The organism is Ruegeria sp. L12, from assembly GCF_056531745.1.
On the sequence record NZ_JBQFMH010000017.1, the window covers coordinates 36,800 to 53,893 of the forward strand.

16 protein-coding genes are annotated in these 17,094 nt (G+C 56.0%); 8 read left to right on the forward strand and 8 right to left on the reverse strand.

Features of this window, described 5'->3' with window-relative positions; translation table 11 throughout:
• Window positions 1-46 precede the first annotated feature (46 nt).
• A complete protein-coding gene (locus tag ACR0K9_RS19095; RefSeq protein ID WP_480825547.1) occupies window positions 47-958 on the reverse strand; it encodes a PLP-dependent cysteine synthase family protein in 912 nt (303 codons plus the stop codon).
• A gap of 126 nt (window positions 959-1,084) precedes the next feature.
• Between ACR0K9_RS19095 and ACR0K9_RS19100 the strand changes: the two genes are divergently transcribed.
• Window positions 1,085-1,462, forward strand: coding sequence for a winged helix-turn-helix transcriptional regulator (locus ACR0K9_RS19100; protein WP_480825549.1), 378 nt, complete (start codon window positions 1,085-1,087; stop codon window positions 1,460-1,462).
• A 349-nt stretch (window positions 1,463-1,811) separates the two neighbouring features.
• A complete protein-coding gene (locus ACR0K9_RS19105) occupies window positions 1,812-3,791 on the forward strand; it encodes a bifunctional 2',3'-cyclic-nucleotide 2'-phosphodiesterase/3'-nucleotidase (RefSeq protein WP_480825551.1) in 1,980 nt (659 codons plus the stop codon).
• Between the two features lie 292 nt (window positions 3,792-4,083).
• Here ACR0K9_RS19105 and ACR0K9_RS19110 read toward each other — a convergent pair whose 3' ends face one another.
• The 3 genes from ACR0K9_RS19110 to ACR0K9_RS19120 all read right to left on the reverse strand — a co-directional run bounded on the left by ACR0K9_RS19110 (window position 4,084) and on the right by ACR0K9_RS19120 (window position 6,133).
• Window positions 4,084-4,656 (reverse strand): TetR/AcrR family transcriptional regulator, encoded by a 573-nt coding sequence (locus ACR0K9_RS19110; protein WP_480825553.1) that lies wholly within the window; start codon window positions 4,654-4,656, stop codon window positions 4,084-4,086.
• The gene (locus tag ACR0K9_RS19115; RefSeq protein WP_480536617.1) at window positions 4,653-5,189 is read right to left on the reverse strand and encodes a dihydrofolate reductase family protein; all 537 of its coding nucleotides are present in this window, start codon (window positions 5,187-5,189) and stop codon (window positions 4,653-4,655) included. The genes ACR0K9_RS19110 and ACR0K9_RS19115 overlap by 4 nt, the downstream gene beginning before the upstream one ends.
• Window positions 5,190-5,260: 71 nt before the next feature.
• Window positions 5,261-6,133: a LysR substrate-binding domain-containing protein gene (locus ACR0K9_RS19120; protein ID WP_480825555.1), complete on the reverse strand. Its 873-nt coding sequence runs from the start codon at window positions 6,131-6,133 to the stop codon at window positions 5,261-5,263.
• 149 nt (window positions 6,134-6,282) lie between these two features.
• Here ACR0K9_RS19120 and ACR0K9_RS19125 point away from each other — a divergent pair, with 149 nt between their 5' ends.
• A complete protein-coding gene (locus tag ACR0K9_RS19125) occupies window positions 6,283-7,803 on the forward strand; it encodes a trimethylamine methyltransferase family protein (RefSeq protein ID WP_480825569.1) in 1,521 nt (506 codons plus the stop codon).
• Between the two features lie 12 nt (window positions 7,804-7,815).
• Entirely contained in the window at window positions 7,816-8,907 is a 1,092-nt protein-coding gene (locus ACR0K9_RS19130; protein ID WP_480825557.1) for an aminomethyl transferase family protein, read from the forward strand.
• A gap of 278 nt (window positions 8,908-9,185) precedes the next feature.
• Here ACR0K9_RS19130 and ACR0K9_RS19135 read toward each other — a convergent pair whose 3' ends face one another.
• Genes ACR0K9_RS19135 through ACR0K9_RS19150 form a run of 4 tightly spaced genes read right to left on the reverse strand, consistent with a single transcriptional unit; the run spans window position 9,186 to window position 12,343 of the window.
• The gene (locus tag ACR0K9_RS19135; protein ID WP_480536346.1) at window positions 9,186-9,983 is read right to left on the reverse strand and encodes an ABC transporter permease; all 798 of its coding nucleotides are present in this window, start codon (window positions 9,981-9,983) and stop codon (window positions 9,186-9,188) included.
• Window positions 9,980-10,732, reverse strand: a complete 753-nt coding sequence (locus tag ACR0K9_RS19140; protein ID WP_319546318.1) for an ABC transporter permease — start codon at window positions 10,730-10,732, stop codon at window positions 9,980-9,982. Before ACR0K9_RS19140 ends, ACR0K9_RS19135 begins: the two co-directional genes overlap by 4 nt.
• Window positions 10,733-10,741: 9 nt before the next feature.
• Window positions 10,742-11,506, reverse strand: coding sequence for a transporter substrate-binding domain-containing protein (locus tag ACR0K9_RS19145; protein ID WP_480825559.1), 765 nt, complete (start codon window positions 11,504-11,506; stop codon window positions 10,742-10,744).
• A 39-nt stretch (window positions 11,507-11,545) separates the two neighbouring features.
• A complete protein-coding gene (locus tag ACR0K9_RS19150; RefSeq protein ID WP_480473252.1) occupies window positions 11,546-12,343 on the reverse strand; it encodes an ABC transporter ATP-binding protein in 798 nt (265 codons plus the stop codon).
• A gap of 77 nt (window positions 12,344-12,420) precedes the next feature.
• Between ACR0K9_RS19150 and ACR0K9_RS19155 the strand changes: the two genes are divergently transcribed.
• The 4 genes from ACR0K9_RS19155 to ACR0K9_RS19170 are packed head-to-tail and all read left to right on the forward strand — an operon-like array spanning window position 12,421 to window position 16,645.
• Window positions 12,421-13,077, forward strand: coding sequence for a TetR/AcrR family transcriptional regulator (locus ACR0K9_RS19155; RefSeq protein WP_480473254.1), 657 nt, complete (start codon window positions 12,421-12,423; stop codon window positions 13,075-13,077).
• On the forward strand, window positions 13,074-14,258 hold the full coding sequence (locus tag ACR0K9_RS19160) for a pyridoxal phosphate-dependent aminotransferase (protein ID WP_480825561.1): 1,185 nt from the start codon (window positions 13,074-13,076) through the stop codon (window positions 14,256-14,258). Before ACR0K9_RS19155 ends, ACR0K9_RS19160 begins: the two co-directional genes overlap by 4 nt.
• Complete coding sequence (locus ACR0K9_RS19165; RefSeq protein ID WP_480825563.1) at window positions 14,255-15,859, forward strand: 5-guanidino-2-oxopentanoate decarboxylase; 1,605 nt, start codon at window positions 14,255-14,257, stop codon at window positions 15,857-15,859. The genes ACR0K9_RS19160 and ACR0K9_RS19165 overlap by 4 nt, the downstream gene beginning before the upstream one ends.
• 3 nt (window positions 15,860-15,862) lie before the next feature.
• Window positions 15,863-16,645 carry a dimethylarginine dimethylaminohydrolase family protein gene (locus ACR0K9_RS19170; RefSeq protein ID WP_480825565.1) on the forward strand — a complete coding sequence of 261 codons (783 nt, stop codon included), beginning with the start codon at window positions 15,863-15,865 and terminating at the stop codon, window positions 16,643-16,645.
• The last annotated feature ends 449 nt before the right edge of the window (window positions 16,646-17,094 follow it).

Sequence of the window (17,094 nt, forward strand, 5' to 3'; positions counted from 1 at the left end):
AGCAGCGCGAACAAAGCTGGCATCGACAATTCGTGATTGGGACCCACTACCGATGCAAGTCACCGTTCAAGTAGCGCAGACCGGTGTCGATGATCACGGTCACTACGGTTTTGCCCGGTCCAAGTTCCTTGGCCTTTTTCATGGCCGCCCAGATGTTTGCACCTGACGTCACACCGCCAAGCAAACCTTCCTGGCGAGCGAGCGCCCGGCCCCCCCTATAGGCGTCTTCATCCTTCACTGGAATAACATCATCAATGAGGTCCCTGCGCAGGATCTTCGGCACGAAGGACAAGCCTATCCCCTCGAGCTTGTGCGTACCACTGGTGTCACCTCCTGAGAGGTTGCGCACGTCGTAGGGCTCCACGGCGACAATTTCGGTGTTGGGATTGTGCGTCTTCAAGACCTCGGCATTGCCTGAAATGCAACCGCCACCGCCCGCAACCATGACGAAGGCATGTACGGGAGTGTTTACTTGGCGCAGAATTTCCTGAGCCATATCGTGATACCCCAGCTTGTTGTCTAAGTTGTTCACCTGATCCGGCCAAAACGTGCCCGGTTCACCGGCCAATTCCTTTGCGCGCACGATCATCCGGTCGAGTACATCCGCAGTCAGCACGCCGCCCTCGGCGTGAACAATTTCCACTTCTGCGCCGAACGCTCTCATCGTTTGCAGCTTTTCCTCGGAGAACCCGTTTGAAGACACGAAGTAGGCCTTATACCCGCGAGTGGCACAGACCATCGCCAGCGAACTTCCGGTGCTGCCGCCCGTATACTCGACAACGCGCCCACCGGGCTTCAGCTCTTCGCGCCGTTCGGCCCCTTCGATCATCGACAAGGCCATGCGGTCTTTCATGCTGCCCGTTGGGTTGGCACCTTCCCACTTCACATAGATGTCGGCGTGATCGGGTCCGGTCAGGTGGGACAGTTTGATGAGAGGGGTATTGCCGATGGTGGTCATTTTAGAGCCTTTTGCGGACTGTCACTACTAGTGACTTCCATAAATTAAGTCACAATCTGAGTCAAACTTCCATTTCTTAAGTAACTGCGTTAAGTTCAACAAATTGATAGCCAACATGAGGACGAAATGACCCAAGTAGAGCATGAGTTTCGTTCCCGATGCTCGATTGCGCGCAGCCTTGAGATTCTTGGTGACAAATGGACTCTGCTGGTGGTGCGAGACCTGTTGTGGCACGGAAAACATACATTCCAGGAATTGCAGAACAGTGAGGAACACCTGCCCCCGAACCTACTATCGCAGCGTCTAAAGCGGCTAATTGACTGGGGGTTGGTGGAGAGGGAGGCCTATCAGGACAGGCCTGTGCGCTATCGTTACACGCTTACCGACCGCGGTCGAGCATTAGAGCCAACCTTGTTGGGGATCATGAATTGGGGACACTCGCACTTAGGGGGAGGACTGTTTGACCCAACGCTTGGCAAAACAGTCGCCGGAAGTTCGGTCTGAGTTCCTGACCACGCCCGCTCGGGGTTCGTGGCAGACCAAGAGCGAGCGCAGTATTGCCCCCTACCCATTTTGTTGGTCTAACTGTCGGCCCGAACCGGACCTTTACCTATTTTCTTCGACGCTGCGTTGCAGTTCGTCAGTCCGGACCTTCCCCGTGACTGCATGGCCAAGTGATTGAAGGCTTGGATTCCCATCCCGACATACCTTAGCAAACAATTGAAGTTAGGGTATGTTACCGAACATTAACGCCTAAACACGACGCGTCAGCTATTCTGGCAACCCATGTCATACGGTTGTTGTAAAAGCCGATAAAAAAGGCGCGTTGACCAACAAACTTGAAAGGTGACCTATGTCTTTCTCCAACCGCACTTCAATTTCGCGTCGCCAGTTTCTCGCCACAACAACCGCTGGTGCAGCGGCTATCACCCTACACCCGTTCTCGGTGGCAGCGGCCAATAATCAAGCCCATCTGCGGATCATGGAAACCACAGACATCCATGTTCATGTATTCCCCTATGATTATTATGCCGACAAACCCCGCGACACGGTGGGCCTTTCCCGTGCGGCTTCAATCATCAACGAAATTCGATCTGAGGCGACGAATTCGATCTTGGTCGATAACGGCGATTTTTTACAGGGCAATCCGATGGGCGACTACATCGCCTACGAGCGTGGAATGAAAGATGGCGACAGCCACCCCATCATCAACGCATTCAATACTGTCGGCTTTGATGCGGCGACATTGGGCAATCACGAGTTCAACTATGGTCTGGAGTTTTTGGACAAGGCTCTGGCCGGGGCCGAGTTCCCAATCGTTCTTGCCAATGTGACAAAAGAAAAGGGTGCGACCCCTCGCGACGACAAGACCCTGGTGCAACCTTACGCCATTCTCGACCGGGAAATTGAATTGGGTGACGGTACCAGTCTTCCGATCAAAATTGGTGTCATAGGTTTTACGCCACCGCAGATCATGAACTGGGACCGAAGGCATCTGGAAGGTAATGTCGAAACACGAGATATCATTGAAACAGCTCAGGCCTATGTGCCTGAGATGAAAGAACAAGGGTGTGATCTGATTATCGCCTTATCGCATTCGGGGATTGGCGATGCCAATCACGAAGATGGCATGGAAAACGCATCAGTGGTTCTTGCCAGTGTCGATGGGATCGACGCGCTTGTCACAGGTCACAACCACTTGGTCTTCCCGTCGCCGACATTTGCGGACCGCCCCGGGATCGATGTGGAAAAAGGCACGCTGATGGGTAAACCTGCCGTCATGGGGGGCTTCTGGGGATCGCATCTTGGCCTGCTTGATCTTCTTTTGGAACGGGATGGGAACGAATGGCGTGTCGTAACCACCACTTCCGAGGCGCGACCGATTTCCAAACGCAACGAAGACCGCTCAATCACCGCACTGGTCGGCGATGATCAGAAGGTTCTCGACTCGGTTGCTAAGGATCACGACGAAACGCTGGCCTATGTCCGCCGCGCGGTCGGCAAGACATCTGCTCCACTTCACAGCTATTTCGCGCTAGTTGCGGACGACCCATCTGTGCAGATCGTTTCAATCGCACAGAAATGGTATGTCGAAGAAATGCTGAAAGGCACCGAGCATGAAGGTCTGCCCATCCTGTCAGCAGCGGCACCCTTTAAGGCGGGTGGCCGTGGCGGCCCAGAGTACTACACCGATGTCCCGGTCGGTGACGTTGCCATCAAGAATGTGGCGGATCTGTATCTGTACCCAAACACGGTGCGCGCGGTCCGCGTGAATGGGGCTCAGGTGCGGGGTTGGCTGGAACGCTCGGCTGGTATGTTCAACCAGGTTGAGCCGGGCTCCGAGGACGCTATCCTGCTGAATCCGGAATTCCCATCCTACAATTTCGATGTGATAGATGGTGTGACTTATCAGATAGATTTGTCCCAGCCTTCACGCTTTGGACCTAAGGGCGAAGAGGTAAACCGTGACTCGGCCCGGATCGTGAACCTTGCCTTCAACGGTGCACCGGTCACGGATGAAATGGAGTTCATCATCGCAACTAACAATTACCGTGCATCAGGTGGTGGCTCGTTCCCTGGTGCGTTGGGAGACACGATCGTGTTCGAAGCACCGGACACTAATCGCGACGTTATCGTGCGCTATATTGTCGAGCTGGGAACCATCGATCCAAAAGCGGACTCCAACTGGTCGTTTGCTCCGCTTGAGGACACCACGGTGTTGTTCGAAACTGGCCCGAAGGCCCGCGACTACATGGACGACGTTAAAGGTGTCACAATAGAGGACGCCGGAGAAGGCTCGGACGGCTTTGCAGCTTTCCGCATCAAGCTCTGATCCTATCGATTTGTCTCTTCGATAATCTCGCCCGCCACCTTTCTATGCCGGTGGCGGGCTTGCACTGAAAACTTGTACGGCCCAAAGGCGACATCCAACAACCAGCTGAGATGCTGCGTTTGCATCCCGCTTTCCGGACATTCACCGCGGATACGAGACTACTCCGATTCTAAATTCAACTAGCAACGTTTTTCTTGCCCCGGACACGCCCGTGAACACCACGATCAGTTGTTGCTGGAGATCACGATTGAGGTTGTTCTTGTGCACCGCACGGATGCGGTTGTTCTTCACCTTAGATCGCCTCGTTCCTTCCGACCGCCTGATCCAAAACCCAGTCAACGCCGCGCAGAAAGTCGTCGATTGTCAGGGGATTGTTTTCTCCGCTTGAGGCCGAAAGCACAAAGCCATTAGCATAGTCGATTAGGAGGTGAACCAGAACATTGCCACCGTCGCTGTTCTTCAGTTGATCCGTGCTGGCCTTGAGTTCCGCCGCCACACGGGCGAGATCCGCTCTCATGAGCGTCACATCATTAAGGATTGCGCGCAGCAAATTGGCGTTCTGCAAGGCATACTCGAAGTAGGCCGCCAGTATGCTGCGGGCCCGTTTAACCGGAGGGCCGTCTTCAATACCATCTAGGACTCCCTCGAATGCAAGCTCCACCAGATCGGACAAAAGCTGCTTCTTGTTGCCGGCGTGATAGGTGACGGCCATTGGGGTGACACCCAGCTGTTCAGCCAGCACACGAAAAGACAGCCCGTCAACGCCGCCTTTCTGAACGATTGGCAGCGCCGTTTTCAGGACCGCTTGCTTTGACAGGTGTTGCGACGACTTTATCGGCCGTCCAACGGGTGCGACCTTGGTCACTGTTTCACCTTGTATTCAAGGTCCACCAACCCGGACGGGAAGGAGGTCGAGGACACCAGCTCCAGATCGATGTCCGTGTCATTGGAGCCAAAAATACGGATGCCGTCGCCAAGAAGGATCGGCACGATGGATATTTTCATATCCTCGATAAGCCCCGCCTGGATAAAAGACCGAATAACCGCGCCGCCATCGACATATGCCTGTTTCAATCCGCGCTTCTCCAACGAGTCCAACAGGGCTTTGGGCTCAAGTGTCGAAACCTCAACCTTGCCGCGCAGATCCTCCGGAATGTCTTCGTCAGTCATTGTGCGGCTCATCACGATGCAGGGGATGGTGTATGGCCACTCCCCGAAACCTACAACCGTGCGAAACGATCCCGACCCCATGACGATCGCGTCCATCCGGTCCTGAAACGCGGCAAAGCCATGATCTTCATCTTGCGTCGCTTGCTTATTCAGCCAGTCAAGCGCGTGGTCGGGTCTCGCAACATATCCATCGAGGCTCATGGCCATCATGATGTGTCCGGTTGTCATATCGGTGCGTCCGTAAGTCATAATTTATACGGCGTATAAATATTAAGTCGATGATGTTCAAGCAAACGAGGTCAGGATTGGGCTCTTAGCCAGGCCGAGAATGCAGCCACGGCGTCCGTTGCAACGGTGCCGTTCGGCTTAACCAGAAAGTACCCGTAGTTGGGCAGCTCAATTTCGGACAACCGGAACAGCCGTTGGGCCTCCAAATCAGCCGAAACAAGGTCATCCATCAAGGCAATCCCCTGCCCGTCGATGACGGCTTGCACCCGGACATTGGGGTCAGGAACGATCAACACATCCTGCCGCGACTGCTGGGGCAGATGTGCGGCGGTCAGCCAATCGGACCAGGCGTTGCTGTCATCGCGATCTCTGAGCAAGGTGAGTTGTGATATGGCCTCGTCCATTCCCAATTCCTCAACCAATCGGGCTATGGAGGCGTTTCCTACGGGATAGGGCGGTATCGGCATGAAGGGCGTCACACTGCCGTGACTGAACTCGCCGTTTCCCCATCTGATCGCCAGATCAACATCCGGCATCTCGTGATCAGAGAATTCGATCATCGGCTGAATGCGCAGCTGCACATCCGGGTGGCGTTGCATAAAGGTCATCAGACGTGGGGACAGCCACCGCGCCGCGAAATAGGTCGACACTCCAACAATCAGGGATCGCGATACGCGCCCCTTAATCTCCAGAATATCAGCTTCGATTTCCTGATAACGGCTCTGGCAAGCCGCCAGAAGCTTCAACCCTTCATCCGTCAAGGTAACGCCGCGTGTCGTGCGGCGGAACAGGGCCATCCCCAGATCTGCTTCAAGCGTCTTGATCTGATAGCTAATCGCACCCTTGGTCATGTTCAGCGCTGCGGCAGCGTCTGAGAAACTGGAATGCCGGGCAATCTCGGCGAACAACCTAAGCAGGTCATGATGGCGAAAGTGTCGGCGCATACCAAATTAGTACAAAATTTTTGAACGCGTTGGCCAGAAAATTTCGATTTCCAACCGGGCAAAAAACGCCAATCATTTCAGGGAACAAATGAAACGGAGTTTCGCGTTTGGGTGCTTTGAACACCACCACGGACATCTCGAAACCGGCAGTGCGCCGCAGCCGCTCCCGTCGTGATCGACCCTCATGTGGTGACACGATTTCTCCGAGCGCTCCGTTCTCGACGCGAAAGATACCTGCATACGAATTGCTAAATGACGCGGCCTCGGCAAGGATCGAAGACCAGGCGGATTGGATTCTTACAAAGATAGGCGTCGAATTCCGGGGTGATCATGAGGCGCTCGAATTGTTTGCCGAGTCAGGCGCTCACGTTGAAGGTGAGCGCGTTCGGTTTGACCCGGGGCATGCACGCGACCTTTGCGCAACAGCACCGTCCGAGTTCAAATTGCATAGTCGGGATTCCGCCAGAACCGTGACCCTCGGTGGCGACAATATTGTTCTGATGCCGGGTTACGGGTCTCCCTTTGTTAGCGATCTGAGCAATGGAAGGCGATACGCGACGCTCGAAGACTTCCGCAACTTTGTAAAACTCACATGCAGTTCCCCTGCCCTGCATCATTCCGGCGGCACGGTGGTCGAACCAACGGATGTGCCCGTAAACAAACGACATCTGGACATGATGCTTGCCCATCTGACCCTGACGACCAAACCTTTTATGGGGTCCGTCACCGCGCCAGAACGCGCACAGGACAGCATCGACATGGCGCGACTGGTCTTTGGACACGGCTTCATGAACCGCAACGCGGTGATGCAGGCCAATATCAACGTCAACTCTCCGCTCGTGTTCGATGACACCATGTCCTCCGCGCTCCGCATCTATGCCAAAGCAAACCAGTGCGTGTGCGTCTCTCCGGCGATTTTCGCTGGGGCCATGGGGCCGCTCTCTCCTGCGGCAGTGGCAGCTCAAACGCTGGCCGAAGCCATGGTCGGTATCGCCCTGGCACAACTTGCCCGGCCCGGTTGCCCGGTTGTCATGGGGTCGTTTCATTCCAGCATGAACCTCCGCACGGGTGCGCTGACCTTTGGATCAGCAGAAGCGAACATGGTCACCATGACGCTGGCACAACTGGGGCGCAGACTCGGCGTTCCGGTGCGTTCTGGCGGTGGTCAGATCACCGCGTCCAACGCCCCTGACGGTCAAGCGATGCAGGACAGTACGGGGGCCATGTGGTCCACCCTTCTGTCCGGCGCGCATCAGGTCTGGCACGCGGCCGGCTGGCTCGAAGGTGGATTGGTCATGTCCTACGAAAAGTTCATCATGGACGTCGACCATTGCGGCGCGATGCTGAAATTGTTGCAGGGTTTTGAAGTCGACGATGAAGCCTTTGGCCGCGATGCCTATCTCGAAACAGGCCCGGGCGAGAATTTCCTCTCCACCAGCCACACGCTGCGCCACTACAGATCGGCAAATTTTGAACCGCAAATCCCGGATGCCGGCCCTTTCGAGACCTGGAAGGAGAACGGCGCGCTCACGTCAGACCAACGCGCTGCGACGCGGTGGCGCCAAATGCTGGACGACTATCAACAGCCCGACATGAACCCCAGCACAAAAGCAACGCTTGAAGACTTCGTGTCTGAACGCAAATCCCGGATGCCGGACGAATGGTACTAGAAAGGAAGATCCATGACCGAAGCACTTAGCCGCACATCCGCCCTTGCATCGCGCCATACCGCGCTTGGCTCTGGGTTGGAGGACTGGAACGGCATGGGTACGGCCTGGACCTATAACTCGGATCCCAACGATGAGCACGATGCGGTCCGTGAACGGGCCGGTATGTTCGACATGTCTCCCCTGAAGAAAGTGCTCGTGCGAGGCCCCGAAGCTCAGGCAGTGCTGGACCATCTGACCACGCGCGATCTGACCAAAGTCGGAGCGGGCAAGGCTGCCTACCTCTGCGTTCTGACCGATGACGGCGGGATCGCCGACAATGCGATCGTATCGAACAATGGTGGCAACGAATGGATGATCGTGCATGGCTCTGGCGACACTATGGCGTTGCTGGAAGCCTCGGCGGCAGGGCGTGACGTTCAGATCGATTTTACCGACGAACTGCATGACCTGTCGGTACAGGGCCCTGCCTCTTTGGAGATTCAGAGCGCCCACACGGATATCGACCTGGCCGAACTGGCTTATTTCGAACACGCGCCTGCGGTTCTGTTCGGCCATTCCTGTCGTATCTCTCGCACGGGCTATTCCGGCGAACGCGGGTATGAGATTTTCGCAGATGGAACAGTGATTACGGATATCTGGGACAAGCTCGTGCAGGAGGGCGTTATGCCCTGTTCTTTTACCGCTCTGGACAAGGTGCGGATCGAAGCCGGGCTCTTGTTTTATGGCTATGACATGACCGAGGACAACACCCCATGGGAGGTCGGCCTTGGGTTCACCGTCAGCAGCACCAAGGCTGACTATCGCGGCAAAGCGGCTGCCCAGGCTGCGAAGGGAAAGGAGAAGATCGACAATGTGTGCCTGGACATAGATCACCCCGACATGGTCGCCGGTGGTGAAACGCTTTCGCTGGGCGACCAAACTGTCGGCGTGATCAACAGCCCCTGCTATTCACACCGAATGGGAAAATCCCTTGCACTTGCGCATGTTGTTCCAGGACTGGCCGTTGGAACAACGCTGGCAGTCTCAAGCGACGGCCTGAACACGCAAGCAACCATCGCAGCAAGCCCCATCTACGATCCAACGAAACTGCGAGCGCACGAATAGAGGGGTCGTTGCCAGTTGCTGTAGAGCGCGGCCCATTCCTGACATTGGGCATAACAATCATCTTCTGCGGTCGCAGCCCGCATTGCCGCCATTCGCTGCACAAGCAAAGTGAGGAGCCACTCGAACTCTCAGCCTAAAGGTCTAAGCTGACGTTTCATATGCAATTTCGACTAACCACATTGTTTGTCTTCTCGCAATTTCAATAATTCTGGTTAATTCTTTGAGAATTGTTACCTTTCGCGCTGCGAGCATCTGCTCTTTCTCCGCTTCTGTAGATACTATCCGAAGCTGCCATTCCGGCGTCCAGTTCCAAGTACCTTAACTTCTAGCCAGTGGAAGCCCAACGCGATCACTCCCGCCACGAGAATGTAAAAAACCGCCAACAGTAGAAGCGGTTCGTAGATTATGAACGTGTCTGAACGCACCCGAGAAGATACTGCGTAGATATCGACAACGGTGATGGTCGCAACCAGTGGGGTTGCCTTCAATTGCAGGATGGTTTCTCCACCCAGCGTGGGCAATACGTTTCGAATTGCCTGCGGCAACCAGATGCGTCGGAACATCGTCAGCCTTGGCATTCCAAATGATTTGGCTGCCTCAAGCTGCCCCTTGGCGACCCCCTTGAACGCGCCACGCATGACCTCACCCTCGTAGCCGGCATAAGACAGCGTCAGAGCCAGCACCGCATAGGGCCAGGCCTGACGAAGGTAGGGCCAAAGCTCGGATGAGCGTATCCACGGGAATTGGGGGAAGAGCGATCCAAGCCCATAATACAACAACCAAAGTTGCAGCAGCAGCGGCGTGCCACGGATGATGGTACAAAATGCCTTTGCAGGGGCGGCAAGATACCAGGGACCGACCGCCTGTGCCAATCCAAGCGGCACTGCGAGAAGGAAACCGAGAACGACTGTGACGACAAGCAGCCAGATTGTCGTCCAGATGCCCTGAAGGGCCAGCGGGGCGTATTTCGGTATCCAGTCCCACTGCAGCGATACTGCACACCAGATAACGATCCCGGTGAAGATCAGCATCATCACGATGCGATGAGGCTGCATCAATGATTTGAAATCGATCATCTGCTCCCTCCCTTCAGAGAGGGTTGGCCGCGACGGGCCCATTTCTCAATCCGTGCGAAGATACCGCCAGAAAACAGCGTGACCATGAGATAGAGAAAACCCGCCGCCAGAAAGAATGTGAAATAAGCGCGCGTACTGCTGGCGGCCTGTCGCGTTTCCAACGTCAGCTCGTTGAAACCCACGACCGCAAGTAGTGCCGTGTCTTTGGTCGCAATCAGCCACAGGTTAGCCAAACCGGGTACGGCGAAGCTCATCATGGCCGGAATTGTGACACGCCGCATGGTCATAAAGGCGGGCATCCCAAAAGACTTGGCGGCCTCGATTTGACCGGGTGGAACCGCCTGAATGGCACCGCGAAGAATCTCGGTCGCATATGCGCCCTGAACGATGCCCAGCACCCATATGCCTGCGCCAACGCCACTAACCTCGACGCGACCACCACCCATGGCGGCGGAGATTTTGTTGATGATATCCGAGCCCACGTAATACAGGATCAGGATCAGGACCAGTTCCGGTACGGCCCGGATCACAGTCGTATAAATGGCGAGAAGGTCACGCGTGACCTTCCCGCCGTAAAGTTTGCCATAAGCTCCGAACAATCCGATCACGAGCCCCAGCGCATACGCTCCAAAAGCGATCTGCAACGAGTGAGACAATCCGCGCAGCAGGTTGGCTCCCCATCCCGGCGGCGAGAGCGACAGAAGCTCTGCGCTCTGCGCGAGGCCAAGTGAATCTAACAGCCCGGTCACAGCAGCGGCTTAGTAGATGCTGGCTGAGAAGTAGTTCGAGGTGATCTTATCATGCGTACCATCCGCCAGAATGGCCGCGATACCCTTGTTCAGCGAATCCAGCAGGTCATCCTGCCCCTTGCGCACACCTGCGCCAACGCCGCGCCCCAGGATGGCCGGATCGTCTTTGACTGCGCCCTTGATCTCGCAGCACGCGCCCGCATCCGAGTTCACAAAATCCGCCATGGCGATGCTGTCAGCCTGAGTGGCATCGATGCGGCCTGCAAACAGGTCCTGATTGGCCTCATCCTGTGTTTGATAGACGCGCAATTCGGAATCCTTGAAGTATTCCTGCGCGTAAGCCTGGTGAATGGTCGAGGCCTGAATGCCGATCACCTTACCCGCCAGCGACTCGGGTGTGGCTTCGATATCCATCGACTTGTCAGCCACGATGACCGCAGGCGTGTTGTAATACGGATCGCTGAAATCGATGGTTTTCAGCCTCTCTTCTGTGATCGACATCGAGGCCATGATGGCATCGATCTGCTGGCCGGTGAGCGACGGAATGATACCGTCCCACGCAACGGGCGTGATCACACAATCCAGTTCAGCCGCGGCGCAGACCGCGTTGATGACGTCGATTTCCCAGCCGATCCAGTTGCCTGAGCTATCTAGCGAGGCAAATGGTGGATAAGGTTCAGCTGCGATGCCGATCTTGACCTCTTCGGCGCTGGCGATCCCTGCCGAAAGGATGGCCGCGACAACGCTGGATGCGAGCAGTTTCTTGATATTCATTTCTGTGACTCCCAGTTGATTTTGTTGAGTTCTGTTGGATCAGGCGACCGAGCTGAGGAATTGCTTCAACCGTTCTGATTTTGGGTTACCGAAAACCTCGGCAGGCGGACCTTGCTCTTCAATGCGGCCCTCGAAGAGATAGACAACGTGGCTGGCAACTTCGCGCGCGAACTTCATTTCGTGCGTGACCAGCAGCATGGTGCGGCCTTCGGCGGCCAGATCGCGGATCACGGTCAGAACCTCGCCCACAAGTTCGGGATCAAGCGCCGAAGTCGGCTCATCAAACAGCATGACCGACGGGTCCACCGCCAGCGCCCGCGCGATGGCGGCGCGCTGCTGCTGGCCGCCCGACAGATAGGCCGGATAGGTGTCGGCCTTGTCGCCGAGGCCCACCCTTTTCAGCAATTCATGCGCCCGCGCGATGGCCTGAGCCTTAGGCACCTTCAGCACATGCACCGGGACCTCGATCACGTTTTCCAGAAGCGTGCGATGGGTCCACAGGTTGAACTGCTGAAAAACCATGGCCAGCCGGGTGCGGATACGTTCGATCTGTCGCCGGTTGGCGGGGTTGCCATCGGCGTGCATTTCAATCAGTTCACCCCCGATGGTGATCTTGCCCGAGCTCGGCGTTTCCAAGAAGTTGATACATCGCAGCATGGTGGATTTGCCAGAGCCTGATCCTCCGATGATGGCAACAACATCCCCTTTGTTAGCTGTCAGGGACACGCCCTTCAAAACCTCTAGCGAACCGAAGGATTTGTGCAGGTCTTCAACCTTAATCGCCTCATTGGACGCAGTTGCTTCGGGTGGGGATGTTGCTGCTTCGGCTGTGTCCATATCCAACAATCTTCTGATTTCCGCTTGCAGTAAGCCTCGAAAATCGCAATTATGCAAGTGTATAATAACACCCAGCCATGGATGAACCGGACGTGCAGGACCAAATCCGCAAGTTTACACGTGAGTCCGCCGAGTTTCGGCGCGAAGCGCTGATACTGGCGACTCTGAACCTGATAGCTGAGATGGGTGTTCGCGGGGCCACCGTACGAGAGATTGCAGCCCGCGCGAACGTGACCCAAGGGTTGATCCGCCATTATTTCTCTTCAAAGGAAGAACTGGTTCAGGCTGCGTATGAGCACCACATGAATACGCTGACCGATCAGACAGCGGCTTCGTCAGGAACGGGAAGCGCGGTATCTCAGTTGACAAACTTCGTTGACGCGTCGCTGCGACCACCGATCGTTGATCCAAGCGCCGTAGCCTTGTGGGCTGGCTTTCTGAACAAGGTGCAGAATGATCCGAAAATGCAAAGCATTCACCAACAGACCTATGACTATTTCCGGGGTCACCTTGAGGAGCTGATCGTTGCCGCATTGCAAGAAACCGGGCGCTCGGTCGCAGCGTCGGAGGCAACGCAACTGGCTATTGCCTGTAACGCGGTGATCGACGGCCTCTGGCTGGAAGGGGGTGCGCTTCCAGATGCCTTTTCCGAAGGACAACTGGCACAGATCGGACTGGACTCTGTCGGCGCTATTGTCGGGATTCCGTTGACGAAAGAGGTGGAGCAGCCATGAAAACCACATCAGTGACCGAAAGGTTAGCAGGCCTGGGTGGCGCCAAGTGGGGCGTACATCTAAAAGCCCGCGACCTTATCAAAGCCGGCGCGGATATCGTCGAGATGACGATTGGCGAACCGGATGTGCCTGTGCCCGATGTGTTGGTCGAGGCCACCGTGACCTCACTACGTGCGCAGCGGACAGGGTATTCCAACGGACGCGGTGAAGCTGGACTGCTCGACGCGCTTGCCGTGCGCTATTCAACCTCTCGCGGGCGGGCTTTTTCACTCGAGAACTTTCTCTGCTTTCCCGGGACACAAACCGCCCTGTTCACAGCGATGGCTGGAGTTGCTGAGGCAGGTGATGAAGTTCTGGTTGGTGACCCGATGTACGCAACATACGAAGGGGTCATACGCGCCTCGGGTGCGGAAATGGTTCCCGTTCCACTGCATCCAGAGCACGGGTTTCGCATGCAGGCCGGAGATATCGCGGCGCGGATCTCGCCGCGCAGCCGCGCCATTCTTCTAACCACGCCCCATAACCCAACAGGTGCAATCCTGACTGCTACGGAAATTGCCGAAATCGGACAACTCGCGATAGCGCATGATTTGTGGATCATCTCGGACGAAGTTTATGAAGATCTGATCTTTGACGGTGCCCAGTTTGTTTCACCATTGGCAGCCCCGGAACTGGCGGATCGGGTCATAGTCGTATCCTCCATCTCGAAATCACATGCGGCCCCAGGTTTCCGCAGTGGTTGGTGTGTTGGACCTGCAGCATTTTGCGAAGCACTGCTGCCCTATTCTGAAACCATGCTTTTTGGCAATCAGCCTTTCATCGCAGACATGACAGAAAAAGCGATCCGTGACGGGTCCGAGGTTGCTCTAGGCATGGCCGCTCGTTTTTCCGGCCGCGCCGCCCTGCTGGCCGATCGTCTTGAAGCAGAAACGGATCTGACCGTTCACCGGCCCGAGGCAGGAATGTTTGCCCTCATCAACGTTTCGGCGACCGGCTTGGATGGCGAAGCCTATGCCTGGGACCTGCTACAAGCCGGAGTAGCGGTAATGCCGGGATCCGCCTTTGGGGAGAGCTTGAGAAACTGGGTCCGCATTGCACTGACGATCAGCGACGCAGACTTTGCCACTGCAGTCTCGCGCATCATTGATCACGCCAACAGCAAATCACGCGAGGTCGCATGAGCGGAACGACAATCGGCGAAGCTCTGGTTGCTAAGCTTCGCCAAAGGGATGTGAGCTGCGTATTCGGAATTCCGGGAGTTCATACTGTCGATCTGTACCGCGGGCTTGCGGCTTCGGGCATTCGACATGTGACGCCAAGGCACGAACAGGGCGCGGGCTTTATGGCTGATGGTTATGCTCGTGTGTCGGGCAAACCGGGTGTAGCCTTTGTAATCACCGGTCCCGGATTGACCAATACGCTGACGCCGATGGCGCAGGCCCGCGCTGATTCAGTTCCAATGCTTGTGGTGTCCGGTGTCAATAAAACCGCATCACTCGGCAAGGGCTTGGGGCATCTGCATGAATTGCCTGACCAACTGGGGCTGGCAAAAACTGTTGCGCTAGTGTCCGAACAAGTCTCCGACACCAATGCTCTGGACCCGGTCTTAGACCGTGTTTTTCACAGCCTCACAAATGGTCGCCCAGGACCGGTGCATATCGAGGTTCCGTTGGATGTCGCGGCGGCTGAATATCAGGAAACACCCGCTGAGACGCGCGATCCAGCACCGCCGGTTGACCCGGCAATGATCACACACGCCGTTAAGCAACTGACTGAAGCGCAGAATGTTGTCATTTTGGCGGGCGGCGGTGCGAAACGAGGTGAGGCCGGACTGCAAGCTCTGTCCGAAGCCCTGGATGCTCCCGTGGTGCAAACCGTCAACGCGCGTGGCTTGATGCACGGACACCCTCTGACCGTTCCGGCCAGCCCCAGCCTGAATGCAGTACGTGCGCTGATAGATAGTGCCGATTGCGTACTGGCCTTGGGAACCGAGCTGGGGCCAACCGATTTCGATATGTATGCCACCGGTCAACTGGCAAAAATGTCAAACCTTATCCGAGTTGATCGGTGCCGCGATCAACTAGCCCGACATGAAGCAGCGCTCACCATTCAAGGTAACGTTAACGTGGTTGTACCGAAGCTGATGGAGGTTTTGCCGCATGAGGCAAAGCAAAGCGAAGGTGCGAACCGTGCCAGTGAAACCCGCGACGCCGCTTGGGAGGAAATTGGCCCGGGTTATCGCCATCAGGTGGAAATCCTGAATGCAATACGCTCTGCGGCCCCGAACGCGCTGATGGTCGGAGACTCCACCCAACCAATTTACGCAGGCAATCTTTATTACGACCATGACAGAGCAGGAGGCTGGTTCAATGCCGCGACGGGATATGGCGCGCTCGGCTTTGGGATACCTGCAGCCATCGGTGCGTCGATCGCCGATCCGACAGCACGGGTAATCTGCATTGTTGGCGATGGAGGCGCGCAGTTTTCATTGCCTGAAATCATGGCCGCGGTAGACGAGAACCTGCCCGTCACCTTCGTGATCTGGAACAATCACGGGTACCGGGAAATTGCCTCATCGATGCAAGACGCGGGCGTCACAGTCACAGGATGCGATCCCTCGCCACCCGATTTTGCAGCTACCGCCAAGTCATTTGGCATCCCATTCACTTCGGTTCCAGCTGAACCACAGGTTGTGGCGCCGGCGTTGCGCGAAACCGTGGCCTTGGATGGTCCATCATTGATCGAAGTCACCGCTCCAAAATTCGAACCTCAGAAAGATTGAAACATGTCAGACCCGACCTTTGAGTTTTCTCGCGCTATCACCCGTCGTCCGGCCCCAACCATCGCTGGCGGATTGCGCGCAGAAGATGTCGGAAACCCGGATTTCGACGGGATGCTGGCGGCGCATAAAGCATACGTGTTTGCATTGAAGAGCACCGGGGCTGAGGTGATCGAACTTGATCCCCTCGATGCGTTCCCTGACGCGCAGTTTGTCGAAGATACGGCCCTTTGCCTGCCGCAAGGTGCTGTGCTGATGCGGCCGGGTGCACCTTCGCGAATGGGTGAAGTGGCCGAAATCGCTCCGACACTTCGCGACTGCTACGAAACAGTTCTTGAGATCAATGGCCCCGGCCATATCGAGGGGGGAGACATCCTTGTCACCGGGCGTGAGTTATTGGTGGGCAGGTCCGACCGAACGGATGCTGAAGGTGTCGCCGAGCTGGCTAAAATCATCTCCAACTGGGGTCACGAGCTGAGGGAGGTATTCACGCCAGAAGGGGTTTTACACTTCAAGACAGATTGCTCACTGATGGATGCCGAGACAATCCTGTCGACCCGTCGGTTGGATGCATCAGGTTGCTTTGAAGGCTACCGTGTGTTGCATGTAGCCGACGGCGAAGAAGCTGCTGCCAACGCAATCCGCTTCAATAATCTGGTGCTGATGGCCGCAGGTTTTCCACGCACCGCAGAGATGCTGGATCGTGAAGGATTTAATGTCGTTGAGATCGACAATACCGACTGCGCAAAGTTGGATGGAGGTATGTCATGCCTTTCGTTAAGGTTTTGAAGAGGTTGTAGCAAACTTTTGGCCATTGGCGCTCTTGAAGTTAATAAACAGTTGAACCGTCCAAATTTGTTCCACTGGCCGGATATCTGTAGATCACGCGGCAATCGACATATTGGGCTCATTCCGGACCTCGGTACCATTGCAGCACAGTTCCCTGCTCCGCCGTCAGCTCATTGCGACGAACGGCCCAGAGCTGCCGTTGGCCAATTGGTCAATATGCTGCGATTGCAGCCCGCATTGCCGCCATTCGCCGCAACCGCAAAATCTGGGTAGGGTCGAACTTACAGATCGCGGGATATTTCGTTGAAAAACTCGCCCTTGATCGAGGGCTGAACTGCTGATTCAATTCCTGTAGTGTAGGGGAGGATCAGCCATGATGGGACCAAGGCAAGAGGCTCAAGCTGCGCTGTTCTATGAGTTCTCGCTGGAAGATCACGTGCCTCAGGACC